Here is a 16,331-nt window from a genome sequence, read left to right as displayed (position 1 = left end):
ATGCTGCAACCGAAACGCAGAAAGTATCGCAAAGAACAGAAGGGTCGTAACACCGGTGTCGCCACCCGCGGTAACGCAGTGTCGTTCGGTGAGTTCGGCCTGAAGGCTATCGGTCGCGGTCGCTTGACTGCACGCCAGATTGAAGCGGCACGTCGTGCAATGACGCGTCACATCAAGCGTGGTGGCCGTATCTGGATCCGCATTTTCCCGGACAAGCCGATCTCGCATAAGCCGGCTGAAGTACGGATGGGTAACGGTAAAGGTAACCCTGAGTACTACGTCGCAGAGATTCAACCGGGCAAGATGCTGTACGAAATGGACGGCGTAACCGAAGAGCTGGCACGCGAAGCGTTCCGTCTGGCTGCAGCTAAGCTGCCGCTTAAGACGACGTTTATCGTGCGTCAGCTCGGCGCCTAAGGAGCAAATGATGAAGGCTTCCGAACTTCACCAGAAAGATCAGGCCGCGCTCAACAAGGAGCTGTCGGACCTGTTGAAGGCGCAATTCGGCCTGCGCATGCAACTCGCGACCCAGCAGCTCACGAACACGAGCCAGCTGAAGAAGGTTCGTCGCGACATCGCACGCGTGCGGACCGTCCTGACTGAGAAGGCGAACCAGAAATGAACGATAGCGTAAAAACCTCGCTCAAGCGGACGCTGGTCGGCAAGGTCGTCAGCAACAAGATGGACAAGACGGTCACCGTGCTGGTTGAGCACCGCGTGAAGCACCCGATCTACGGCAAATACGTTGTGCGTTCGAAGAAGTACCACGCGCACGACGATGCGAACACGTACAACGAGGGTGACCTCGTTGAAATCCAGGAAACACGTCCGATTTCGAAGACGAAGGCTTGGGTTGTGGCTCGCTTGGTCGAGGCTGCTCGCGTCATCTGACGCCGCAAAGTTGTAGAAGTAATTGAAATCGCAGTAAGTTTCGCTTGCAAGACCGGGGTTATGTGATATGATCTCGGTCTTCCCTCTTTTATGGGAGCCCCGTCGCGGGCGAAGTTGGTGGGGGAAGCGGTTCGGGCGCCAGTCTGTTCCGTAGGATTCACCGGATTGCGATGGCGGGTTTCGTTTGCCGTCGCTGCTGTTCATACCCAAGCAGCCGATTGGCTGACGGGACCAAGACTGACCGGGTACGCCATGGTGGTGTGGCCGGATTAAGTTGGGAAAGATAAACCATGATCCAGACCGAAACTCGGCTTGAAGTGGCCGACAACACGGGTGCACGTGAAGTCATGTGCATCAAGGTGCTCGGCGGCTCGAAGCGTCGTTATGCCAGCATTGGCGACATCATCAAGGTGACCGTCAAAGAAGCAACGCCGCGCGGGCGCGTGAAGAAAGGCGAGATTTATAACGCCGTGGTGGTTCGCACCGCCAAGGGCGTGCGCCGTCAGGACGGCTCGCTGATCAAGTTTGATGGCAACGCCGCCGTGTTGTTGAATGCCAAGCTCGAACCTATTGGCACCCGTATTTTCGGGCCTGTCACGCGCGAGTTGCGTAGCGAACGATTCATGAAGATCGTTTCGCTGGCACCTGAAGTGCTGTAAGGAGTCGCGATGAACAAGATTCGCAAGGGTGACGAAGTTATCGTCATCACCGGCAAAGATAAAGGCAAGCGCGGCGTCGTGCTGTCCGTTGGCGAAAGCAAAGTTATTGTCGAGGGCATCAATCTCGTCAAGAAACACGTCAAGCCGAACCCGATGAAGGGTACGACGGGCGGTGTGGAAGCCAAGACGATGCCGCTGCAAATTTCGAACGTCGCATTGGTCGACGCGAATGGCAAGGCGTCGCGTGTAGGCATCAAGGTCGAAGGAGACAAGAAAGTCCGTTTCCTTAAAACGACCGGTGCCGAGCTGAGCGCTTGACGCTGCGGAGTAAAAAAATGGCTCGTTTGCAAGAGTTTTACAAAGAAAAGGTTGTGCCCGGCCTCATCGAGAAGTTCGGTTACAAGTCCGTGATGGAAGTGCCGCGTATCACCAAGATCACCCTGAACATGGGCCTTGGCGAAGCGGTTGCTGACAAGAAGATCATCGAAAACGCCGTTGGCGACCTGACGAAGATCGCAGGCCAGAAGCCGGTGATCACGAAGGCACGCAAGGCAATCGCTGGCTTCAAGATCCGTCAAGGCTATCCGATCGGTGCAATGGTGACGTTGCGCGGTCAGGCAATGTACGAATTTCTGGATCGTTTCGTGACGGTTGCGCTCCCCCGCGTGCGCGACTTCCGTGGCGTCTCGGGTCGTGCGTTCGATGGTCGCGGCAATTACAACATCGGTGTGAAAGAGCAGATCATTTTCCCCGAAATCGACTACGACAAGATCGACGCACTGCGTGGGCTGAACATCAGCATCACGACGACTGCGAAGACCGACGACGAAGCAAAGGCTCTGCTCGCCAGCTTCAAGTTCCCGTTCAGAAACTGAGGTTACCGTGGCTAAACTGGCACTGATCGAACGTGAAAAGAAGCGTGCTCGCCTCGCTGCTAAGTACGCTCCCAAGCGTGCGGAGTTGAAGGCGATCATTGGCGATATGAGCAAGTCGGACGAAGAGCATTACGCAGCACGTCTGGAACTGCAACAACTGCCGCGCAACTCTAACCCGACCCGTAAGCGCAATCGTTGCGCAATTACTGGTCGTCCGCGCGGTACGTTCCGTAAATTCGGGCTGGCGCGTAACAAGATTCGCGAAATCGCGTTCCGCGGCGAGATCCCTGGCCTGACCAAGGCGAGCTGGTAATAGGAGAAACGTAAATGAGCATGAGTGATCCTATCGCCGATATGCTGACTCGCATCCGCAATGCGCAGATGGTTGAGAAAGTCTCGGTGACTATGCCCTCGTCGAAAGTCAAGGTTGCGATTGCGCAAGTCCTTAAGGACGAAGGCTATATCGATGATTTCGCAGTGAAGTCCGAAGGTGCGAAATCTGAATTGAACATCGTGTTGAAGTACTACGCTGGCCGTCCGGTGATCGAACGCATTGAGCGCGTCTCGAAGCCTGGTCTGCGTGTGTACCGCGGCCGTAACGACATCCCTGTGGTCATGAATGGCCTCGGCGTGGCAATCGTGTCGACGCCGAAGGGCGTGATGACGGACCGCAAGGCGCGTGCAACGGGCGTTGGCGGCGAAGTCATCTGCTACGTCGCTTAAGGCCGAAAGGAGAGAAACATGTCTCGAGTAGGTAAAAGCCCGATCGCGCTGGAAGGCGCAGAAGTGGCCCTGAGCGACGAACGTATTACCGTCAAGGGCCCGCTGGGTACGATTTCGCAGGCTGCTAACAGCCTCGTGAAGGTGGTGAACGACAACGGCACGCTGAAATTCGAGCCGGCTGACGAAAGCCGCGAAGCGAATGCGATGTCGGGCACGATGCGCGCACTGGTTGCGAACATGGTGAACGGCGTGACGAAGGGTTTCGAGCGCAAGCTGACGCTGGTTGGCGTCGGTTACCGCGCGCAGGCGCAAGGCGACAAGCTGAACCTGTCGCTGGGTTTCTCGCACCCCGTGGTGCACCAGATGCCGGAAGGCGTCAAGGCTGAAACCCCGACGCAAACCGAAATCGTGATCAAGGGGATCAATAAGCAACAAGTTGGCCAAGTCGCTGCAGAAGTGCGCGGCTATCGCCCGCCGGAGCCCTATAAGGGCAAGGGTGTGCGTTACGCCAACGAGGTTGTGATCCTCAAAGAAACGAAGAAGAAGTAAGGGTGCGCAATCATGGATAAGACTCAATCTCGCCTGCGCCGCGCTCGTCAGACGCGTATCAAGATCGCTGAGCTGCAGGTCGCGCGTCTCGCCGTGCATCGCACGAACACGCACATCTATGCGCAAGTGTTCTCGCCGTGTGGCACCAAGGTGCTCGCTAGCGCGTCGACGCTCGAAGCCGAAGTGCGTGCGCAACTCGCTGATCAGACGGGCAAGGGCGGCAACGTCGCTGCTGCCACTCTGATTGGTAAGCGCATCGCAGAAAAGGCTAAGGCTGCCGGCATCGAATCCGTCGCCTTCGACCGTTCGGGTTTCCGTTACCACGGCCGCGTGAAAGCGCTGGCTGATGCGGCGCGCGAAGCCGGACTCAAGTTCTAAGGGAAGAATTCGTCATGGCAAAGATGCAAGCGAAAGTTCAGGCTGACGAACGCGACGACGGCCTTCGTGAAAAAATGATTTCGGTCAACCGCGTGACCAAGGTCGTGAAGGGTGGCCGGATTCTCGGCTTCGCCGCTCTGACCGTGGTTGGCGATGGTGATGGCCGCGTCGGTATGGGCAAGGGCAAGGCGAAGGAAGTGCCGGTCGCTGTTCAGAAGGCGATGGAACAGGCTCGCCGCAACATGTTCAAGGTGCCGTTGAAGAACGGGACCCTGCAACACGAAGTGCACGGTAAGCACGGCGCATCGATGGTCCTCCTGGCTCCGGCCAAGGATGGTACTGGTGTGATCGCCGGCGGTCCGATGCGCGCAGTGTTCGACGTGATGGGCGTGCAGAACGTTGTGGCCAAGAGCCACGGTTCGACGAACCCGTATAACCTCGTTCGTGCAACGCTCGACGGTCTGCGCAAGCAGTCGACGCCGGGTGATATCGCGGCGAAGCGCGGCAAGTCCGTCGAAGATATTCTGGGCTAAGGTGGACACCATGTCTGATAAAACTGTCAAGGTCCAGCTCGTCAAGAGCCTGATCGGCACCCGTGAAACGCATCGTGCAACGGTGCGTGGCTTGGGCCTGCGCCGACTCAACTCGGTTAGCGAGTTGCAGGACACGCCGGCTGTGCGCGGCATGATCAACAAGGTTTCGTACCTCGTTAAGGTCATCAGCTAAGCGGCTGACCAGGACTCAAGGAGTTGATAATGGAATTGAATAACCTGAAGCCGGCTGAAGGCGCGAAGCACGCAAAGCGTCGCGTTGGTCGCGGCATCGGCTCCGGCCTCGGCAAGACCGCTGGCCGTGGTCACAAAGGTCAGAAGTCGCGTTCGGGCGGCTTTCACAAGGTTGGCTTCGAAGGCGGTCAAATGCCGCTGCAACGTCGCCTGCCGAAGCGTGGCTTTACTTCGCTGACGAAGGAATTCGTTGGTGAAGTGCGCCTCTCTGATCTGGAGAAGCTGCCGGTCGACGAAATCGATCTGTTGGCTCTGAAACAAGCCGGCCTGATTGGCGAGATGATCACGAGCGCCAAGATCATCAAAACCGGCGAGTTGAAGCGCAAGGTCGTTGTGAAGGGTCTGGGTGCGACGAAGGGTGCGCGCGCCGCTATCGAAGCAGCCGGCGGCTCGTTCGCCGAGTAACGCGCAAGTCGATTTTGCCGTCACTAGCATTAGCATCGGAGAAGGTACTTGGCTAACAGCCCGAGTCTCGCAAAACCCGGTCGCGGCGCGGCGAAGTTTGGCGATCTGCGTCGGCGAGCAGTGTTTTTGCTGCTGGCGTTGATCGTCTATCGTATCGGCGCGCATATTCCGGTGCCGGGTATTGACCCGGACCAACTGGCAAAGTTGTTCCAAAGCCAGTCGGGCGGCATCCTTGGCATGTTCAACATGTTTTCGGGTGGTGCGCTTTCGCGGTTCACGATTTTTGCGCTGGGGATCATGCCGTACATTTCGGCGTCGATCATCATGCAGCTGCTGGCGATTGTGTCGCCGCAGTTGGAAGCGCTAAAAAAGGAAGGGCAGGCGGGACAGCGGAAGATTACGCAGTACACGCGTATCTTCACAGTTCTGCTGGCGACGTTCCAGGCATTTGGCATTGCCGTCGCACTGGAAAATCAGCCGGGCTTGGTGATCGATCCGGGGATGGTGTTTCGTTTGACGACGGTCGTGACGCTGGTGACTGGCACGATGTTCCTGATGTGGCTGGGTGAGCAGATCACGGAGCGCGGGCTTGGCAACGGTATCTCGATCATCATTTTCGGCGGTATTGCGGCGGGCTTCCCGAACGCGATCGGTGGTCTTTTCGAACTGGTGCGAACCGGCTCGATGAGCATCATCTCGGCGATTATCGTGGTCGCGCTGATTGCTGCAGTGACGTATCTGGTGGTGTTCATTGAACGCGGCCAGCGCAAGATTCTTGTGAACTACGCGAAGCGGCAAGTCGGCAACAAGATTTACGGCGGACAGTCTTCACATCTGCCGCTGAAGTTGAACATGTCGGGCGTGATTCCGCCGATCTTTGCATCGTCGATCATTCTCTTCCCGGCAACCATCCTGAACTGGTTTAGTTCGGGGTCGCGTACCAGCTGGTTCGCAGACACGTTGCATAACGTGGCCGAAGCTCTTAAGCCAGGCCAACCCGTGTACGTGTTGTTGTACGCGTTGGCGATCGTCTTCTTCTGTTTCTTCTACACCGCATTGGTGTTTAACAGCAGAGAAACGGCCGACAACCTGAAGAAGAGTGGCGCTTTCGTCCCTGGCATCCGCCCGGGCGATCAAACGGCGCGATACATCGACCGCATCTTGACGCGTCTGACGCTGGCCGGTGCGATCTATATCGTTTTTGTTTGTCTGCTGCCCGAGTTTCTGGTACTGCGCTGGAACGTGCCGTTTTATTTTGGTGGAACGTCGCTGCTGATCATTGTCGTCGTCACAATGGATTTCATGGCGCAGGTGCAGTCGTACGTTATGTCGCAACAGTATGAATCGCTGCTGAAGAAAGCTAATTTCAAAGGCGGCGGCGTCCCGATGCGTTGAAAGGACTTATGGCCAAAGACGATGTTATCCAGATGCAGGGTGAAGTCATCGAAAACCTGCCTAACGCTACCTTCAGGGTGAAGCTGGAAAACGGCCATGTCGTATTGGGACACATATCCGGCAAGATGCGGATGCACTACATCCGAATCTTGCCGGGCGACAAGGTGACGGTTGAATTGACGCCTTACGATCTGTCGCGTGCGCGGATCGTGTTCCGGGCGAAGTGATTTGAAAAAAGGGTAATATCATGAAAGTGATGGCATCGGTTAAGCGCATTTGCCGCAATTGCAAGATCATCAAGCGCAAAGGCGTTGTGCGCGTGATTTGCAGCTCTGATCCGCGCCACAAACAGCGTCAAGGCTGAACGCCGCGCTTTTTGCTAGCGCTTTTTGTTTGAGGAAAAACAATGGCTCGTATCGCAGGGGTTAACATCCCGAATCACCAGCATACCGAAATCGGCCTGACGGCTATTTACGGTGTCGGCCGCACGCGCTCGCGCGACATTTGCGTCGCTGCTGGTGTGGCATTTTCGAAGAAGGTCAAAGACCTGAACGACGCAGACCTCGAAAAGCTGCGTGAAGAAGTCGGCAAGTTCATCGTTGAAGGCGATCTGCGCCGTGAAACGACGATGAACATCAAGCGCCTGATGGATCTCGGCTGCTACCGTGGCGTGCGGCATCGTAAGGGCTTGCCCCTGCGCGGCCAACGTACGCGTACGAATGCCCGTACGCGCAAGGGTCCGCGTCGTGCAGCGCAATCGCTGAAGAAGTAAGCGGAACTGACAGTTACAGGAAAACGTAATGGCTAAGGCTTCGAACAACTCCGCGGCGCAACGCGTTCGCAAGAAGGTCAAGAAGAACGTCGCCGAGGGCGTGGTTCACGTTCACGCGTCGTTCAACAACACCATCATCACGATCACCGATCGTCAAGGCAATGCACTTGCTTGGGCAACGTCGGGTGGTCAGGGCTTCAAGGGTTCGCGTAAATCGACCCCGTTTGCAGCTCAGGTGGCAGCCGAATCGGCAGGCCGCGTGGCGATGGAATACGGCGTGAAGAACCTCGAAGTGCGGATCAAGGGCCCCGGTCCTGGCCGTGAGTCGGCGGTGCGCGCGTTGCATGGTCTTGGCATCAAGATCACCGCGATCTCCGACGTGACTCCGGTCCCGCACAACGGCTGCCGTCCGCCGAAGCGTCGTCGTATCTAAGACGCCGATTTTACAAGCGCCTGTTGCCGCCCTGCGCGGCGGCAGGCCGCTTGTGCTATTGAATTGACTAAGCCCACCGTTCGACCCAAAGGGTTCGAACTAGCGCAAGTGCGAGCACCTGCGTGATTAATCATAGAAGGAATCAACGTGGCACGTTATATCGGCCCTAAGGCCAAGCTGTCCCGCCGTGAAGGCACTGACCTCTTCCTGAAGAGCGCCCGTCGTTCGCTCGCTGACAAGTGCAAGCTCGACAGCAAGCCCGGCCAGCACGGCCGCACCTCGGGTGCACGCACGTCCGACTACGGTACGCAGTTGCGCGAAAAGCAAAAAGTGAAGCGCATCTACGGCGTTCTTGAGCGTCAATTCCGTCGTTACTTCGCTGAAGCGGACCGCCTGAAGGGCAACACGGGTGAAAACCTGCTGCAGTTGCTCGAATCGCGTCTGGACAACGTCGTGTATCGCATGGGCTTCGGCTCGACGCGTGCTGAAGCGCGTCAGCTGGTCGGCCACAAGGCGATCACGGTGAACGGCGTCGTGTCGAACATCCCGTCGATGCAAGTGAAGGCAGGCGACGTCGTTGCCGTGCGCGAACAGAAGAAGAAGCAAGCGCGTATTCTCGAAGCGCTGTCGCTGGCTGAGCAAGGCGGTCTGCCGAGCTGGGTCGCTGTGGATTCGAAGAAGTTCGAAGGCACGTTCAAGTCGAAGCCGGAACGCAGCGACATCGCTGGCGATATCAACGAAAGCCTGATCGTCGAATTGTATTCGCGGTAATCGGATTAATGGCCGGGGCACCCCGATTGCGTTGCGCAAGGGGGCGTCTCGGCTGTTTATTTTCAGGTTGTTACCGGTCAGCCTTATCGGTGTAACGAGCCGAGGGTATTGAAAAGGAAAACCTATGCAAACCAGTTTGTTGAAGCCCAAGATCATCGCAGTTGAATCGCTTGGCGAGAGCCATGCGAAAGTGGTCATGGAACCGTTTGAACGCGGTTACGGCCACACCTTGGGTAACGCGCTTCGGCGCGTGCTGTTGTCGTCGATGATCGGCTACGCGCCGACCGAAGTGACGATCGCAGGCGTCGTACATGAGTATTCGACGCTCGACGGTGTGCAAGAGGATGTGGTCAACCTGTTGTTGAACCTGAAGGGCGTGGTCTTCAAGCTGCATAACCGTGACGAAGTGACGGTTACGCTGCGCAAGGAAGGCGAAGGCGTTGTCACCGCTGGCGACATCGAACTCGCACACGATTGCGAAGTGATCAACCCGGATCACGTGATTGCGCATCTGTCGAAGGGCGGTAAGCTCGACGTTCAGATCAAAGTCGAAAAGGGCCGCGGCTATGTGCCGGGCAATGTGCGTCGTTATGGCGAAGAGTCGGCCAAGATCATCGGCCGTATCGTGCTGGACGCGTCGTTCTCGCCGGTCCGCCGTGTGAGCTACGCCGTTGAAAGCGCTCGCGTCGAACAGCGTACCGACCTCGACAAGCTCGTGATGAACATCGAGACGAACGGTGTGATCTCGCCGGAAGAAGCGATCCGTCAATCGGCTCGCATTCTGGTTGATCAACTGTCGGTGTTTGCTGCTCTGGAAGGCACCGAAGCAACGGCGGAAGCGCCGTCGCGTGCGCCGCAGATCGATCCGATCCTGCTGCGTCCGGTCGATGATCTCGAACTGACGGTTCGTTCCGCGAACTGCCTGAAGGCTGAGAACATTTACTACATCGGCGATCTGATCCAGCGCACGGAAAACGAACTGCTCAAGACCCCGAATCTGGGTCGCAAGTCGTTGAACGAAATCAAGGAAGTACTGGCGTCGCGTGGTTTGACGCTTGGCATGAAGCTCGAAAACTGGCCGCCGGCAGGTCTGGACAAGTAAGTCGAGAGTCATACCGGGACAGAACCCGCTGCTGCACTGGCAAAGACGCGGATTTTCCTTTAAAATCCGCGTCTTGTCTTTTTTTACTACCGGCCCGTGCACTCACACCTCCTGGTGAATCGAGTGCGATAGAAGAGCTGGACCAAAACTCTGAATCGAAGGAATTAACATGCGTCACCGTCATGGTTTGCGGAAACTGAACCGCACGAGCAGCCACCGTCTGGCAATGCTCCGTAATATGTCCAACTCGCTGATCGCGCACGAAGTCATCAAGACTACGCTGCCGAAGGCAAAAGAACTCCGTAAAGTTGTCGAGCCGCTGATCACGCTCGGCAAGAAGCCGTCGCTGGCAAATCGTCGTCTGGCGTTCAACCGCCTGCGCGATCGTGACTCGGTCACGAAGCTGTTCGAAGTTCTGGGCCCGCGTTACGCTACCCGTCCGGGCGGCTACCTGCGCGTGCTGAAGTTCGGCTTCCGCAATGGCGACAATGCGCCGATGGCACTGGTCGAACTGCTCGACCGTCCGGAAGTTGAAGAAGTCGAAGTGCAAGAAGCTGAGTAAGCTTTTAGCACCAAAGAAAAGCCAGGCATCTAGCCTGGCTTTTTTGTTTTTGGGAGCCGAAAGCGAGCTCGATAAATATCCGCCGCGACAAAACGCCCGAGGTCGTCTGTTTGCCGTGGTCTCGTCTGCGGGAGCATGGGGCTAGGTGATACGATAACGGCACCTGAATCGTGCGTCGCCGGAGTCTGTTGTGAGCCTGAGTGTGACCTTGATTCTGACCACGGTTCCGGATGCGGCCGTCGCTCAGAAACTTGCTACGGATGCGCTGGCCGCGCGGTTATGCGCGTGCGTCACGCAGCTAGGCGCCGTGCAGTCCAGCTATCACTGGCAGGGCACGATCGAGACTGCGCAAGAGATCCAGTTGCTGTTCAAGACCAGCTCCGCACGTGCGTTGGAGCTTGAGCAATACATTCACACGCATCATCCCTACGACACGCCGGAAATCCTCTCGTGGCAAGCGACGGCATCCGCCGCGTACGGCCAGTGGATCACCGCTGAAACCCAACGTCCCCTCCATGTTTAACGGTCTTGACCGACGTGCGCGCGCAGCGCTGCGCACCGTATTTCTGCTGCTCGCCAGCCTCTTACTCGCGCAGTTCGGCACGCTCGCCCGTGCCGCGGACGACTTTCTCGACCCCGCGGTTGCCTTCAAATTCAGCGCGACGGAGAAACCGGGCGAAGTCGACGTGACCTACAAGATCGCGGACGGCTACTACATGTACCGCGAGCGCTTCGCCTTCGCGACCCGCAACGGCACGACCACGATCGGCGAGCCGCAACTGCCCGCTGGTCACGTGAAGTTCGATCAGACCTTCAACAAGAATGTCGAGACGTATCGTAACGAACTGACGATCCGCATCCCGATCAAGCAGGCCAGCGGGCCTTTTGATCTGGCCGTGACGTCGCAAGGCTGCGCCGATGCCGGCATTTGCTATCCGCCGATGGAGCGCGTCTACCACGTCAGCGGCGATGCTTTGCAGGCAGCCGTGAGCACACCGGCTCCTGCCGCCGCGCAGCAATCGCCGGCTGCCGGCGCGCCTTGGTATGAGCGCGCCACGAGCGCCGACTATGCGCAGTCGCTGCTGCAAGGCGGTGGGTTCTTCGCGATCATCGGGCTCTATTTCGTCGCCGGCGCGGTGCTCAGCTTGCTGCCGTGTTCGTATCCGATGATTCCGATCCTGTCTGCGATCATCATCGGAGAAGGCGCGCGGGTGACGCGTGCCCGCGGTTTTGCTTTGTCGCTGGCGTATGTGATCGGTATGGCGCTTGTGTACACCGCGCTGGGCGTCGCCGCCGCGATGGTCGGCCAGAGTCTCGGCGCGTGGTTGCAGAATCCGTGGGTGCTCGGCGCGTTCGGCGTTCTGCTGACGATTTTCGCGCTGACGCTGATCGCGGGCTTCGATATCGCGTTGCCGCAGCGTTGGCAGGACGGTGTGTCGCGCGCATCGACGGGACGTTCCGGCGGCAAGTTCGTCGCGGTCGCTGTGATGGGGGCGTTGTCGGCACTGGTCGTTGGGGCCTGTATGACAGCGCCGCTGTTTGCCGTGCTCGCGTTTATCGCACATACCGGCGACGCCGTGCTTGGCGGCGCTGCACTGTTCTCTATGGGCCTCGGACTCGGCGTGCCGTTGCTGATCCTTGGGCTGGGCGCCGGCACGCTGTTACCGCGTGCGGGCGCGTGGATGGACGGCGTCAAGGTCTTCTTTGGCGTGGTGCTGCTCGCGGCTGCGCTGTGGATCGTCTGGCCGGTGCTCGGCGCGACCGCGACCATGCTGTTGAGCGCGCTCTGGCTGCTGATTGCCGCTGCGTCACTCGGGTTGTTCTCGGCGCCGGGCGTTGAGGTGTCGGTCTGGCGTCGCTTGGGCCGGGGTTTCGGTGCGGCGCTTGCCATCTGGGCCGCGGTGCTGCTGGTCGGTCTGGCGGCCGGATCGTCCGATCCGCTGCGGCCGCTTGCGGTGTTGGCCGCACGCGGCCAGGGGGCGTCTGTCGCTAATGCCGCCAATAAGCCCGGTACGGCGGCGCAGGACGATCTGACGTTTGCGACAGTCCGTTCATCAACGGAGCTTGACCAGGCCGTCAAAACGGCCGCTCAACCCGCCATGCTCGATTTCTATGCGGACTGGTGTGTCAGCTGCAAGGAGATGGAGAAGTTCACCTTCAGCGACCCGCGTGTGCAGGCGAAATTGAAACAGATGAATCTGCTGCGCGCCGACGTTACCGCGAACAATGCGGACGATCAAATGCTGCTCAAGCGTTTCAGCCTGTTCGGACCGCCCGGCATCATTTTCTTCGATCAGGGCGGGAAGGAAGTGCTGCGGGTGGTTGGGTACGAGTCCGCGGATAAGTTCTTGCGTAGTTTGGACCGGGCGAGCGCGCCGGGAGCGTGAGCGGGATTGGTTGAGCTTTATGCGTGCCCGAGCCGTGGCGTAGCCGGCGTGGCGGCGACACGCCCGGGTGCTGAGTTGCCCGCCGCGTAGCCCAATTCGACTCGCGTGTCGTTTCCGTGAATTCTGTCCAGGCGCAGCCGCATCACGCAGAATCTGAGCACGTCAGCACGTCAGCAAAAGAAAGCAACTGCGTCACCCTAAAAAAGGACGAACCGGTGCGACCGACGAAGACGAACAACGCCAAGCGTGACAACCGCTTCGAGAACTCATCCAAAGCCGCCGGGACTCTGATCGTCACCCTTCTGCTGACGCAGGCGCTGTTCACGTCTCACGTTTTCGCCGCAAGCGAATCAACCGAGCCGCAAAGTGCAACTCCATCCGCAACCACTTCCACGTCCGAAGTGATCCAGCGCGACGGCAAGTACTACCTCTACCAGAACGGTAGGTCCCTCAATGCCACCGGCTACGACGATCTGGAAATCGAACAACACGATAATTTCCCCGATCTCGCCGAGGCCCGGCTCGGCTCGCAATACGGATTGCTGGACGCGAAAACGGGCACAGTCGTGCTGCCGTTCGCGTATCAAAGCGTTAAAACCGGCACGCTCGGCACCATCGGCCTGATTCAGGTGGGTAAAGACGATCGAATCAGTTTCGTCCAGAGCGATGGCCGTCCGGCAAAGTCTCCGAGCTACGACGCGATCGGCGATTTCGACGAATCAGGGCAAGCCCTCGCCGAACGTGACGGCAAGTTGTTCATGCTCACGTTTAGCAATGGCCAGTTGCGAGGCGAGGACGCCGCGCCGCGATACCTGCCGAGCATCGTCCTGCCGCCCGGATTACGCGAACACGCCACGAATCCGAATGGCCCGTTGAACGGCACCTACGTGGCGTCGCTCTATCCGGATCTGAAAACGGCGTGGGACGCCTGGCGCAAAGGGCAACTGCTCGAACCCGCGCAGCCGGCGGTGGTGGTGAAGGGCGATATTGCCTACGTGTCATTCGGCATTCTGGTCGGTCCGCAGTTGCCCGCCATGCCCAATACGTTGCGTGCCTGCCAGAGCGAGCATGGCCTGGTGCTGCGTGATACGTCGCAGGCACGGGGATGCGCGTCGACTGCGAAGCCGCTGTTTCGCTTCCAGCGTGAGGCGGACGGCTCGCTGCGGTGTACCAACTGCGACAGCGGTATGCCCGACAAATGGCTGCGTCTGCCGGCGGCGACGCAATCGCTGGTTGGCATCGGGATTGGCATTGCCAAGCCGGTGAGCGACACGGGCGCGCTGGTGCGCGCAGTGATTCCCGGCGCGCCGGCACAACTCGCCGGCGTGAAGGCTGGCGATCGCATCACGAGCATCGACGGCCAGTCCACGGCGGCGATGTCGCTCGAGCAGATCACCGCGTTGATTCGAGGTCAGCCGGCTACCACTGTGAAGCTGGGAATCGAGCGGGAGACCAAACAACTGGAATTGAGTGTCGAGCGCAAAGCGATCGTGGTGGAGGCTGACTAAAACGGGCATCGGGGTTGGGCGAAGAAGCCCGCGCACGACCAACGGCAAGCGCCTCGCTGCAGCGGCACCGTAGCACCCACGGCACCCACGGCGGTCGCCTCTCTCGCCACCCGCAAGAACCCCATAAAAAAAACGGAGACACGACCTTAAAGTCGCGCCTCCGTTCTTTTCACCGCCTTACCTCACGCCCCAAAGCGCAGCGCATCAACTCACTTCTGCGAGCGCAAAATCTTGGCGGCATCCAGCGCGAAATACGTCAGCACGCCGTCGGCGCCAGCGCGCTTGAACGCCAGCAGCGATTCCATCATCGCCTTGTCGTGATCGAGCCAGCCGTTCTGCGCGGCCGCCTTCAGCATCGCGTACTCGCCGCTCACCTGATACACGTACGTCGGAAACTGGAACTCGTCCTTCACGCGACGCACGATATCCAGATACGGCATACCCGGCTTGACCATCACCATGTCCGCGCCTTCGTTGATGTCCGCTTGCACTTCGCGCAGCGCTTCATTCGAATTGGCCGGGTCCATCTGGTAAGTCATCTTGTTGCTCTTGCCCAGGTTCGTGGCGGAACCGACGGCGTCGCGGAACGGGCCGTAAAACGCCGAGGCGAACTTGGCCGCGTAAGCCATGATCCGCGTATGGACATGGTCTTCGCTCTCGAGCATTTCGCGGATGGCGCCGATACGCCCGTCCATCATGTCCGACGGTGCGACGATATCGACGCCCGCTTCAGCCTGCACACGCGCCTGTTCGACGAGGATCTCGACGGTTTCGTCGTTGATCACGTAGCCGTTTTCGTCGAGCACGCCGTCCTGGCCGTGGCTCGTGTACGGATCGAGCGCCACGTCGGTCAACACGCCCAGCTCGGGGAAGCGCTTCTTCAGTTCGCGAACCGCGCGCGGAATCAAACCGGCAGCATTGGTCGCTTCGCGGCCGTCCGGCGTTTTCAGCGTAGGTTCGATCGCCGGAAACAGCGACAGCACGGGCACGCCCAGCTCAACGCATTCTGCGGCGACGGCCATCAGCAGATCGACGGACACGCGCTCGACGCCCGGCATCGACGGTACGGCTTGCCGCACGTTGGTGCCTTCGACGACAAACACGGGGTAGATCAGGTCGTTGGTGGTGAGGATGTTTTCCCGCATCAGGCGACGCGAGAAATCGTCACGGCGCATGCGGCGCGGACGGTAGTGCGGATAAAAGCTCATATCGACTCGAAGATCGTGGATGTGTGGAGTGGGCAAGTAACGCCTGCCTCCGCTCCCGGAAACTTTTCGAGACAATGGTATATCATACCGATCGAGCAAGGCGCCATGCGCTGACCTCCCCGCTTCTCCTCCCTGAGCGGGTGCCTGTCGTTTTTTCGATTAGGCTGTTTGACCCGCCGTTAAAGCGGCGGGTTTTTTTATGGGCGGCCGGAAAAGCCGTCTGGCCTTGCTCCCGGCACCCGTAGAGCTTATTGCGCGGCGTCCGCTTCGCCCGCCGCATTGGGGATAAGCCAGCTTTCAACCAGCTCGTGCGCTTCGTCGATCCCAACGCGTTTGAGCGCCGAGAACAACTGGGCGGTCAACTCGCCCTGATAGCCGGCGGTGCGATATTCAGCCAGGCCTTTCTGCGTCGCGCGCAACGCGTTCACGCTTTCCTGGCGCGTCAATTTGTCGCATTTCGTGAGCAGTGTGTGGATCGGCTTGCCGGTCGGCGCGAACCACTCGATCATGCGGCGGTCCAGATCCGTCAGCGGGCGGCGCGAGTCCATCATCAGGATCATGCCGCGCAATTGCGAGCGCGATTGCAGATAGGTGGACAGCAGCGCTTCCCAGTGCGCCTTGGCCGCGCCCGGCACTTCCGCGTAGCCGTAACCCGGCAGGTCGACCAGATACGCGGTCGGCTCGTCTTCCTTGCCCACTGAGAAATAATTGATGTGCTGCGTGCGGCCCGGCGTCTTACTGGCGAACGCGAGGCGCTTCTGATTGCACAGAATATTGATGGCCGTGGACTTGCCCGCGTTCGAGCGCCCGGCAAAGCAGATCTCGGGTTGCGCGGTGGCCGGCAGATCACGTAAATGATTGACGGTCGTGAAAAAGCGGGATTGGTGGAGCAGGAAGGACATGATCAGGCCGGTATTCGAGACGCCGG

At 59.0% G+C, this 16,331-nt stretch carries 26 protein-coding genes; 24 read left to right on the top strand and 2 right to left on the bottom strand.

Translation table 11 applies throughout. From position 1 onward, the window contains the following. The 24 genes from rplP to HWY05_RS34865 all read left to right on the top strand — a co-directional run bounded on the left by rplP (position 1) and on the right by HWY05_RS34865 (position 14,195). Positions 1 to 417 carry a 50S ribosomal protein L16 gene (rplP, locus tag HWY05_RS34980; protein ID WP_013340739.1) on the top strand — a complete coding sequence of 139 codons (417 nt, stop codon included), beginning with the start codon at positions 1 to 3 and terminating at the stop codon, positions 415 to 417. 10 nt (positions 418 to 427) lie between these two features. Then, on the top strand, positions 428 to 622 hold the full coding sequence (gene rpmC, locus HWY05_RS34975) for a 50S ribosomal protein L29 (RefSeq protein WP_007180130.1): 195 nt from the start codon (positions 428 to 430) through the stop codon (positions 620 to 622). Beyond that, positions 619 to 891: a 30S ribosomal protein S17 gene (gene rpsQ, locus HWY05_RS34970; RefSeq protein ID WP_007180129.1), complete on the top strand. Its 273-nt coding sequence runs from the start codon at positions 619 to 621 to the stop codon at positions 889 to 891. The genes rpmC and rpsQ overlap by 4 nt, the downstream gene beginning before the upstream one ends. A gap of 290 nt (positions 892 to 1,181) precedes the next feature. Further along, positions 1,182 to 1,550 (top strand): 50S ribosomal protein L14, encoded by a 369-nt coding sequence (rplN, locus tag HWY05_RS34965; RefSeq protein WP_006052212.1) that lies wholly within the window; start codon positions 1,182 to 1,184, stop codon positions 1,548 to 1,550. Between the two features lie 9 nt (positions 1,551 to 1,559). Beyond that, entirely contained in the window at positions 1,560 to 1,868 is a 309-nt protein-coding gene (gene rplX, locus HWY05_RS34960; RefSeq protein ID WP_035554751.1) for a 50S ribosomal protein L24, read from the top strand. Between the two features lie 17 nt (positions 1,869 to 1,885). Next, complete coding sequence (gene rplE, locus HWY05_RS34955) at positions 1,886 to 2,425, top strand: 50S ribosomal protein L5 (protein WP_006052214.1); 540 nt, start codon at positions 1,886 to 1,888, stop codon at positions 2,423 to 2,425. 7 nt (positions 2,426 to 2,432) lie between these two features. Beyond that, a complete protein-coding gene (gene rpsN, locus HWY05_RS34950; protein ID WP_006052215.1) occupies positions 2,433 to 2,738 on the top strand; it encodes a 30S ribosomal protein S14 in 306 nt (101 codons plus the stop codon). A 14-nt stretch (positions 2,739 to 2,752) separates the two neighbouring features. Then, a complete protein-coding gene (rpsH, locus tag HWY05_RS34945; RefSeq protein ID WP_006052216.1) occupies positions 2,753 to 3,148 on the top strand; it encodes a 30S ribosomal protein S8 in 396 nt (131 codons plus the stop codon). A gap of 18 nt (positions 3,149 to 3,166) precedes the next feature. Beyond that, a complete protein-coding gene (rplF, locus tag HWY05_RS34940; RefSeq protein ID WP_035554753.1) occupies positions 3,167 to 3,697 on the top strand; it encodes a 50S ribosomal protein L6 in 531 nt (176 codons plus the stop codon). A 12-nt stretch (positions 3,698 to 3,709) separates the two neighbouring features. Beyond that, positions 3,710 to 4,075, top strand: coding sequence for a 50S ribosomal protein L18 (gene rplR, locus HWY05_RS34935; protein ID WP_006052218.1), 366 nt, complete (start codon positions 3,710 to 3,712; stop codon positions 4,073 to 4,075). A gap of 14 nt (positions 4,076 to 4,089) precedes the next feature. Next, positions 4,090 to 4,608, top strand: coding sequence for a 30S ribosomal protein S5 (gene rpsE, locus HWY05_RS34930; RefSeq protein ID WP_006052219.1), 519 nt, complete (start codon positions 4,090 to 4,092; stop codon positions 4,606 to 4,608). Positions 4,609 to 4,618: 10 nt separating this feature from the next. Further along, positions 4,619 to 4,801 (top strand): 50S ribosomal protein L30, encoded by a 183-nt coding sequence (gene rpmD / locus HWY05_RS34925; RefSeq protein WP_007180126.1) that lies wholly within the window; start codon positions 4,619 to 4,621, stop codon positions 4,799 to 4,801. A gap of 29 nt (positions 4,802 to 4,830) precedes the next feature. Beyond that, positions 4,831 to 5,265 (top strand): 50S ribosomal protein L15, encoded by a 435-nt coding sequence (rplO, locus tag HWY05_RS34920; RefSeq protein WP_035554754.1) that lies wholly within the window; start codon positions 4,831 to 4,833, stop codon positions 5,263 to 5,265. A 48-nt stretch (positions 5,266 to 5,313) separates the two neighbouring features. Continuing rightward, the gene (gene secY, locus HWY05_RS34915; protein WP_035554756.1) at positions 5,314 to 6,660 is read left to right on the top strand and encodes a preprotein translocase subunit SecY; all 1,347 of its coding nucleotides are present in this window, start codon (positions 5,314 to 5,316) and stop codon (positions 6,658 to 6,660) included. Positions 6,661 to 6,668: 8 nt separating this feature from the next. Further along, entirely contained in the window at positions 6,669 to 6,887 is a 219-nt protein-coding gene (gene infA / locus HWY05_RS34910; protein WP_004521905.1) for a translation initiation factor IF-1, read from the top strand. 20 nt (positions 6,888 to 6,907) lie between these two features. Beyond that, positions 6,908 to 7,024, top strand: coding sequence for a 50S ribosomal protein L36 (gene rpmJ, locus HWY05_RS34905; protein ID WP_004199844.1), 117 nt, complete (start codon positions 6,908 to 6,910; stop codon positions 7,022 to 7,024). Between the two features lie 42 nt (positions 7,025 to 7,066). Then, a complete protein-coding gene (gene rpsM / locus HWY05_RS34900; protein ID WP_012434566.1) occupies positions 7,067 to 7,432 on the top strand; it encodes a 30S ribosomal protein S13 in 366 nt (121 codons plus the stop codon). A 28-nt stretch (positions 7,433 to 7,460) separates the two neighbouring features. Further along, the gene (rpsK, locus tag HWY05_RS34895; RefSeq protein WP_006052224.1) at positions 7,461 to 7,865 is read left to right on the top strand and encodes a 30S ribosomal protein S11; all 405 of its coding nucleotides are present in this window, start codon (positions 7,461 to 7,463) and stop codon (positions 7,863 to 7,865) included. A gap of 147 nt (positions 7,866 to 8,012) precedes the next feature. Continuing rightward, on the top strand, positions 8,013 to 8,636 hold the full coding sequence (rpsD, locus tag HWY05_RS34890) for a 30S ribosomal protein S4 (RefSeq protein WP_035554759.1): 624 nt from the start codon (positions 8,013 to 8,015) through the stop codon (positions 8,634 to 8,636). A 124-nt stretch (positions 8,637 to 8,760) separates the two neighbouring features. Continuing rightward, a complete protein-coding gene (gene rpoA / locus HWY05_RS34885) occupies positions 8,761 to 9,738 on the top strand; it encodes a DNA-directed RNA polymerase subunit alpha (RefSeq protein ID WP_006052226.1) in 978 nt (325 codons plus the stop codon). Positions 9,739 to 9,907: 169 nt separating this feature from the next. Continuing rightward, entirely contained in the window at positions 9,908 to 10,300 is a 393-nt protein-coding gene (gene rplQ / locus HWY05_RS34880) for a 50S ribosomal protein L17 (RefSeq protein ID WP_035554761.1), read from the top strand. A gap of 196 nt (positions 10,301 to 10,496) precedes the next feature. Then, entirely contained in the window at positions 10,497 to 10,823 is a 327-nt protein-coding gene (gene cutA, locus HWY05_RS34875; RefSeq protein WP_176061188.1) for a divalent-cation tolerance protein CutA, read from the top strand. Next, positions 10,816 to 12,687: a protein-disulfide reductase DsbD gene (dsbD, locus tag HWY05_RS34870; protein WP_035554765.1), complete on the top strand. Its 1,872-nt coding sequence runs from the start codon at positions 10,816 to 10,818 to the stop codon at positions 12,685 to 12,687. Before cutA ends, dsbD begins: the two co-directional genes overlap by 8 nt. A 215-nt stretch (positions 12,688 to 12,902) precedes the next feature. Then, a complete protein-coding gene (locus HWY05_RS34865; protein WP_176061180.1) occupies positions 12,903 to 14,195 on the top strand; it encodes a PDZ domain-containing protein in 1,293 nt (430 codons plus the stop codon). Between the two features lie 209 nt (positions 14,196 to 14,404). On the opposite strand, the gene hemB is transcribed toward HWY05_RS34865, so the two are convergent. Together hemB and yihA are read right to left on the bottom strand one after the other, a co-directional pair. Then, the gene (gene hemB, locus HWY05_RS34860; protein WP_035554768.1) at positions 14,405 to 15,403 is read right to left on the bottom strand and encodes a porphobilinogen synthase; all 999 of its coding nucleotides are present in this window, start codon (positions 15,401 to 15,403) and stop codon (positions 14,405 to 14,407) included. A gap of 248 nt (positions 15,404 to 15,651) precedes the next feature. Then, on the bottom strand, positions 15,652 to 16,305 hold the full coding sequence (yihA, locus tag HWY05_RS34855) for a ribosome biogenesis GTP-binding protein YihA/YsxC (RefSeq protein ID WP_035554769.1): 654 nt from the start codon (positions 16,303 to 16,305) through the stop codon (positions 15,652 to 15,654). Positions 16,306 to 16,331: the final 26 nt, after the last annotated feature.

Origin of the sequence: Paraburkholderia sp. BCC1876, from assembly GCF_902833695.1 — a bacterium.
Classification (GTDB): Bacteria; Pseudomonadota; Gammaproteobacteria; order Burkholderiales; family Burkholderiaceae; genus Paraburkholderia.
This window is presented reverse-complemented; position numbering and strand designations above follow the sequence as displayed.

Excerpts from the sequence above, each read along its gene's own strand:
- rplP (WP_013340739.1), top strand. The coding sequence starts at position 1 with ATGCTGCAACCGAAACGCAGAAAGTATCGCAAAGAACAGAAGGGTCGT.
- rpmC (WP_007180130.1), top strand. The coding sequence starts at position 428 with ATGAAGGCTTCCGAACTTCACCAGAAAGATCAGGCCGCGCTCAACAAG.
- rpsQ (WP_007180129.1), top strand. The coding sequence starts at position 619 with ATGAACGATAGCGTAAAAACCTCGCTCAAGCGGACGCTGGTCGGCAAG.
- rplN (WP_006052212.1), top strand. The coding sequence starts at position 1,182 with ATGATCCAGACCGAAACTCGGCTTGAAGTGGCCGACAACACGGGTGCA.
- rplX (WP_035554751.1), top strand. The coding sequence starts at position 1,560 with ATGAACAAGATTCGCAAGGGTGACGAAGTTATCGTCATCACCGGCAAA.
- rplE (WP_006052214.1), top strand. The coding sequence starts at position 1,886 with ATGGCTCGTTTGCAAGAGTTTTACAAAGAAAAGGTTGTGCCCGGCCTC.
- rpsH (WP_006052216.1), top strand. The coding sequence starts at position 2,753 with ATGAGCATGAGTGATCCTATCGCCGATATGCTGACTCGCATCCGCAAT.
- rplF (WP_035554753.1), top strand. The coding sequence starts at position 3,167 with ATGTCTCGAGTAGGTAAAAGCCCGATCGCGCTGGAAGGCGCAGAAGTG.
- rplR (WP_006052218.1), top strand. The coding sequence starts at position 3,710 with ATGGATAAGACTCAATCTCGCCTGCGCCGCGCTCGTCAGACGCGTATC.
- rpsE (WP_006052219.1), top strand. The coding sequence starts at position 4,090 with ATGGCAAAGATGCAAGCGAAAGTTCAGGCTGACGAACGCGACGACGGC.
- rpmD (WP_007180126.1), top strand. The coding sequence starts at position 4,619 with ATGTCTGATAAAACTGTCAAGGTCCAGCTCGTCAAGAGCCTGATCGGC.
- rplO (WP_035554754.1), top strand. The coding sequence starts at position 4,831 with ATGGAATTGAATAACCTGAAGCCGGCTGAAGGCGCGAAGCACGCAAAG.
- infA (WP_004521905.1), top strand. The coding sequence starts at position 6,669 with ATGGCCAAAGACGATGTTATCCAGATGCAGGGTGAAGTCATCGAAAAC.
- rpmJ (WP_004199844.1), top strand. The coding sequence starts at position 6,908 with ATGAAAGTGATGGCATCGGTTAAGCGCATTTGCCGCAATTGCAAGATC.
- rpsM (WP_012434566.1), top strand. The coding sequence starts at position 7,067 with ATGGCTCGTATCGCAGGGGTTAACATCCCGAATCACCAGCATACCGAA.
- rpsK (WP_006052224.1), top strand. The coding sequence starts at position 7,461 with ATGGCTAAGGCTTCGAACAACTCCGCGGCGCAACGCGTTCGCAAGAAG.
- rpoA (WP_006052226.1), top strand. The coding sequence starts at position 8,761 with ATGCAAACCAGTTTGTTGAAGCCCAAGATCATCGCAGTTGAATCGCTT.
- rplQ (WP_035554761.1), top strand. The coding sequence starts at position 9,908 with ATGCGTCACCGTCATGGTTTGCGGAAACTGAACCGCACGAGCAGCCAC.
- dsbD (WP_035554765.1), top strand. The coding sequence starts at position 10,816 with ATGTTTAACGGTCTTGACCGACGTGCGCGCGCAGCGCTGCGCACCGTA.
- hemB (WP_035554768.1), bottom strand. The coding sequence starts at position 15,403 with ATGAGCTTTTATCCGCACTACCGTCCGCGCCGCATGCGCCGTGACGAT.
- yihA (WP_035554769.1), bottom strand. The coding sequence starts at position 16,305 with ATGTCCTTCCTGCTCCACCAATCCCGCTTTTTCACGACCGTCAATCAT.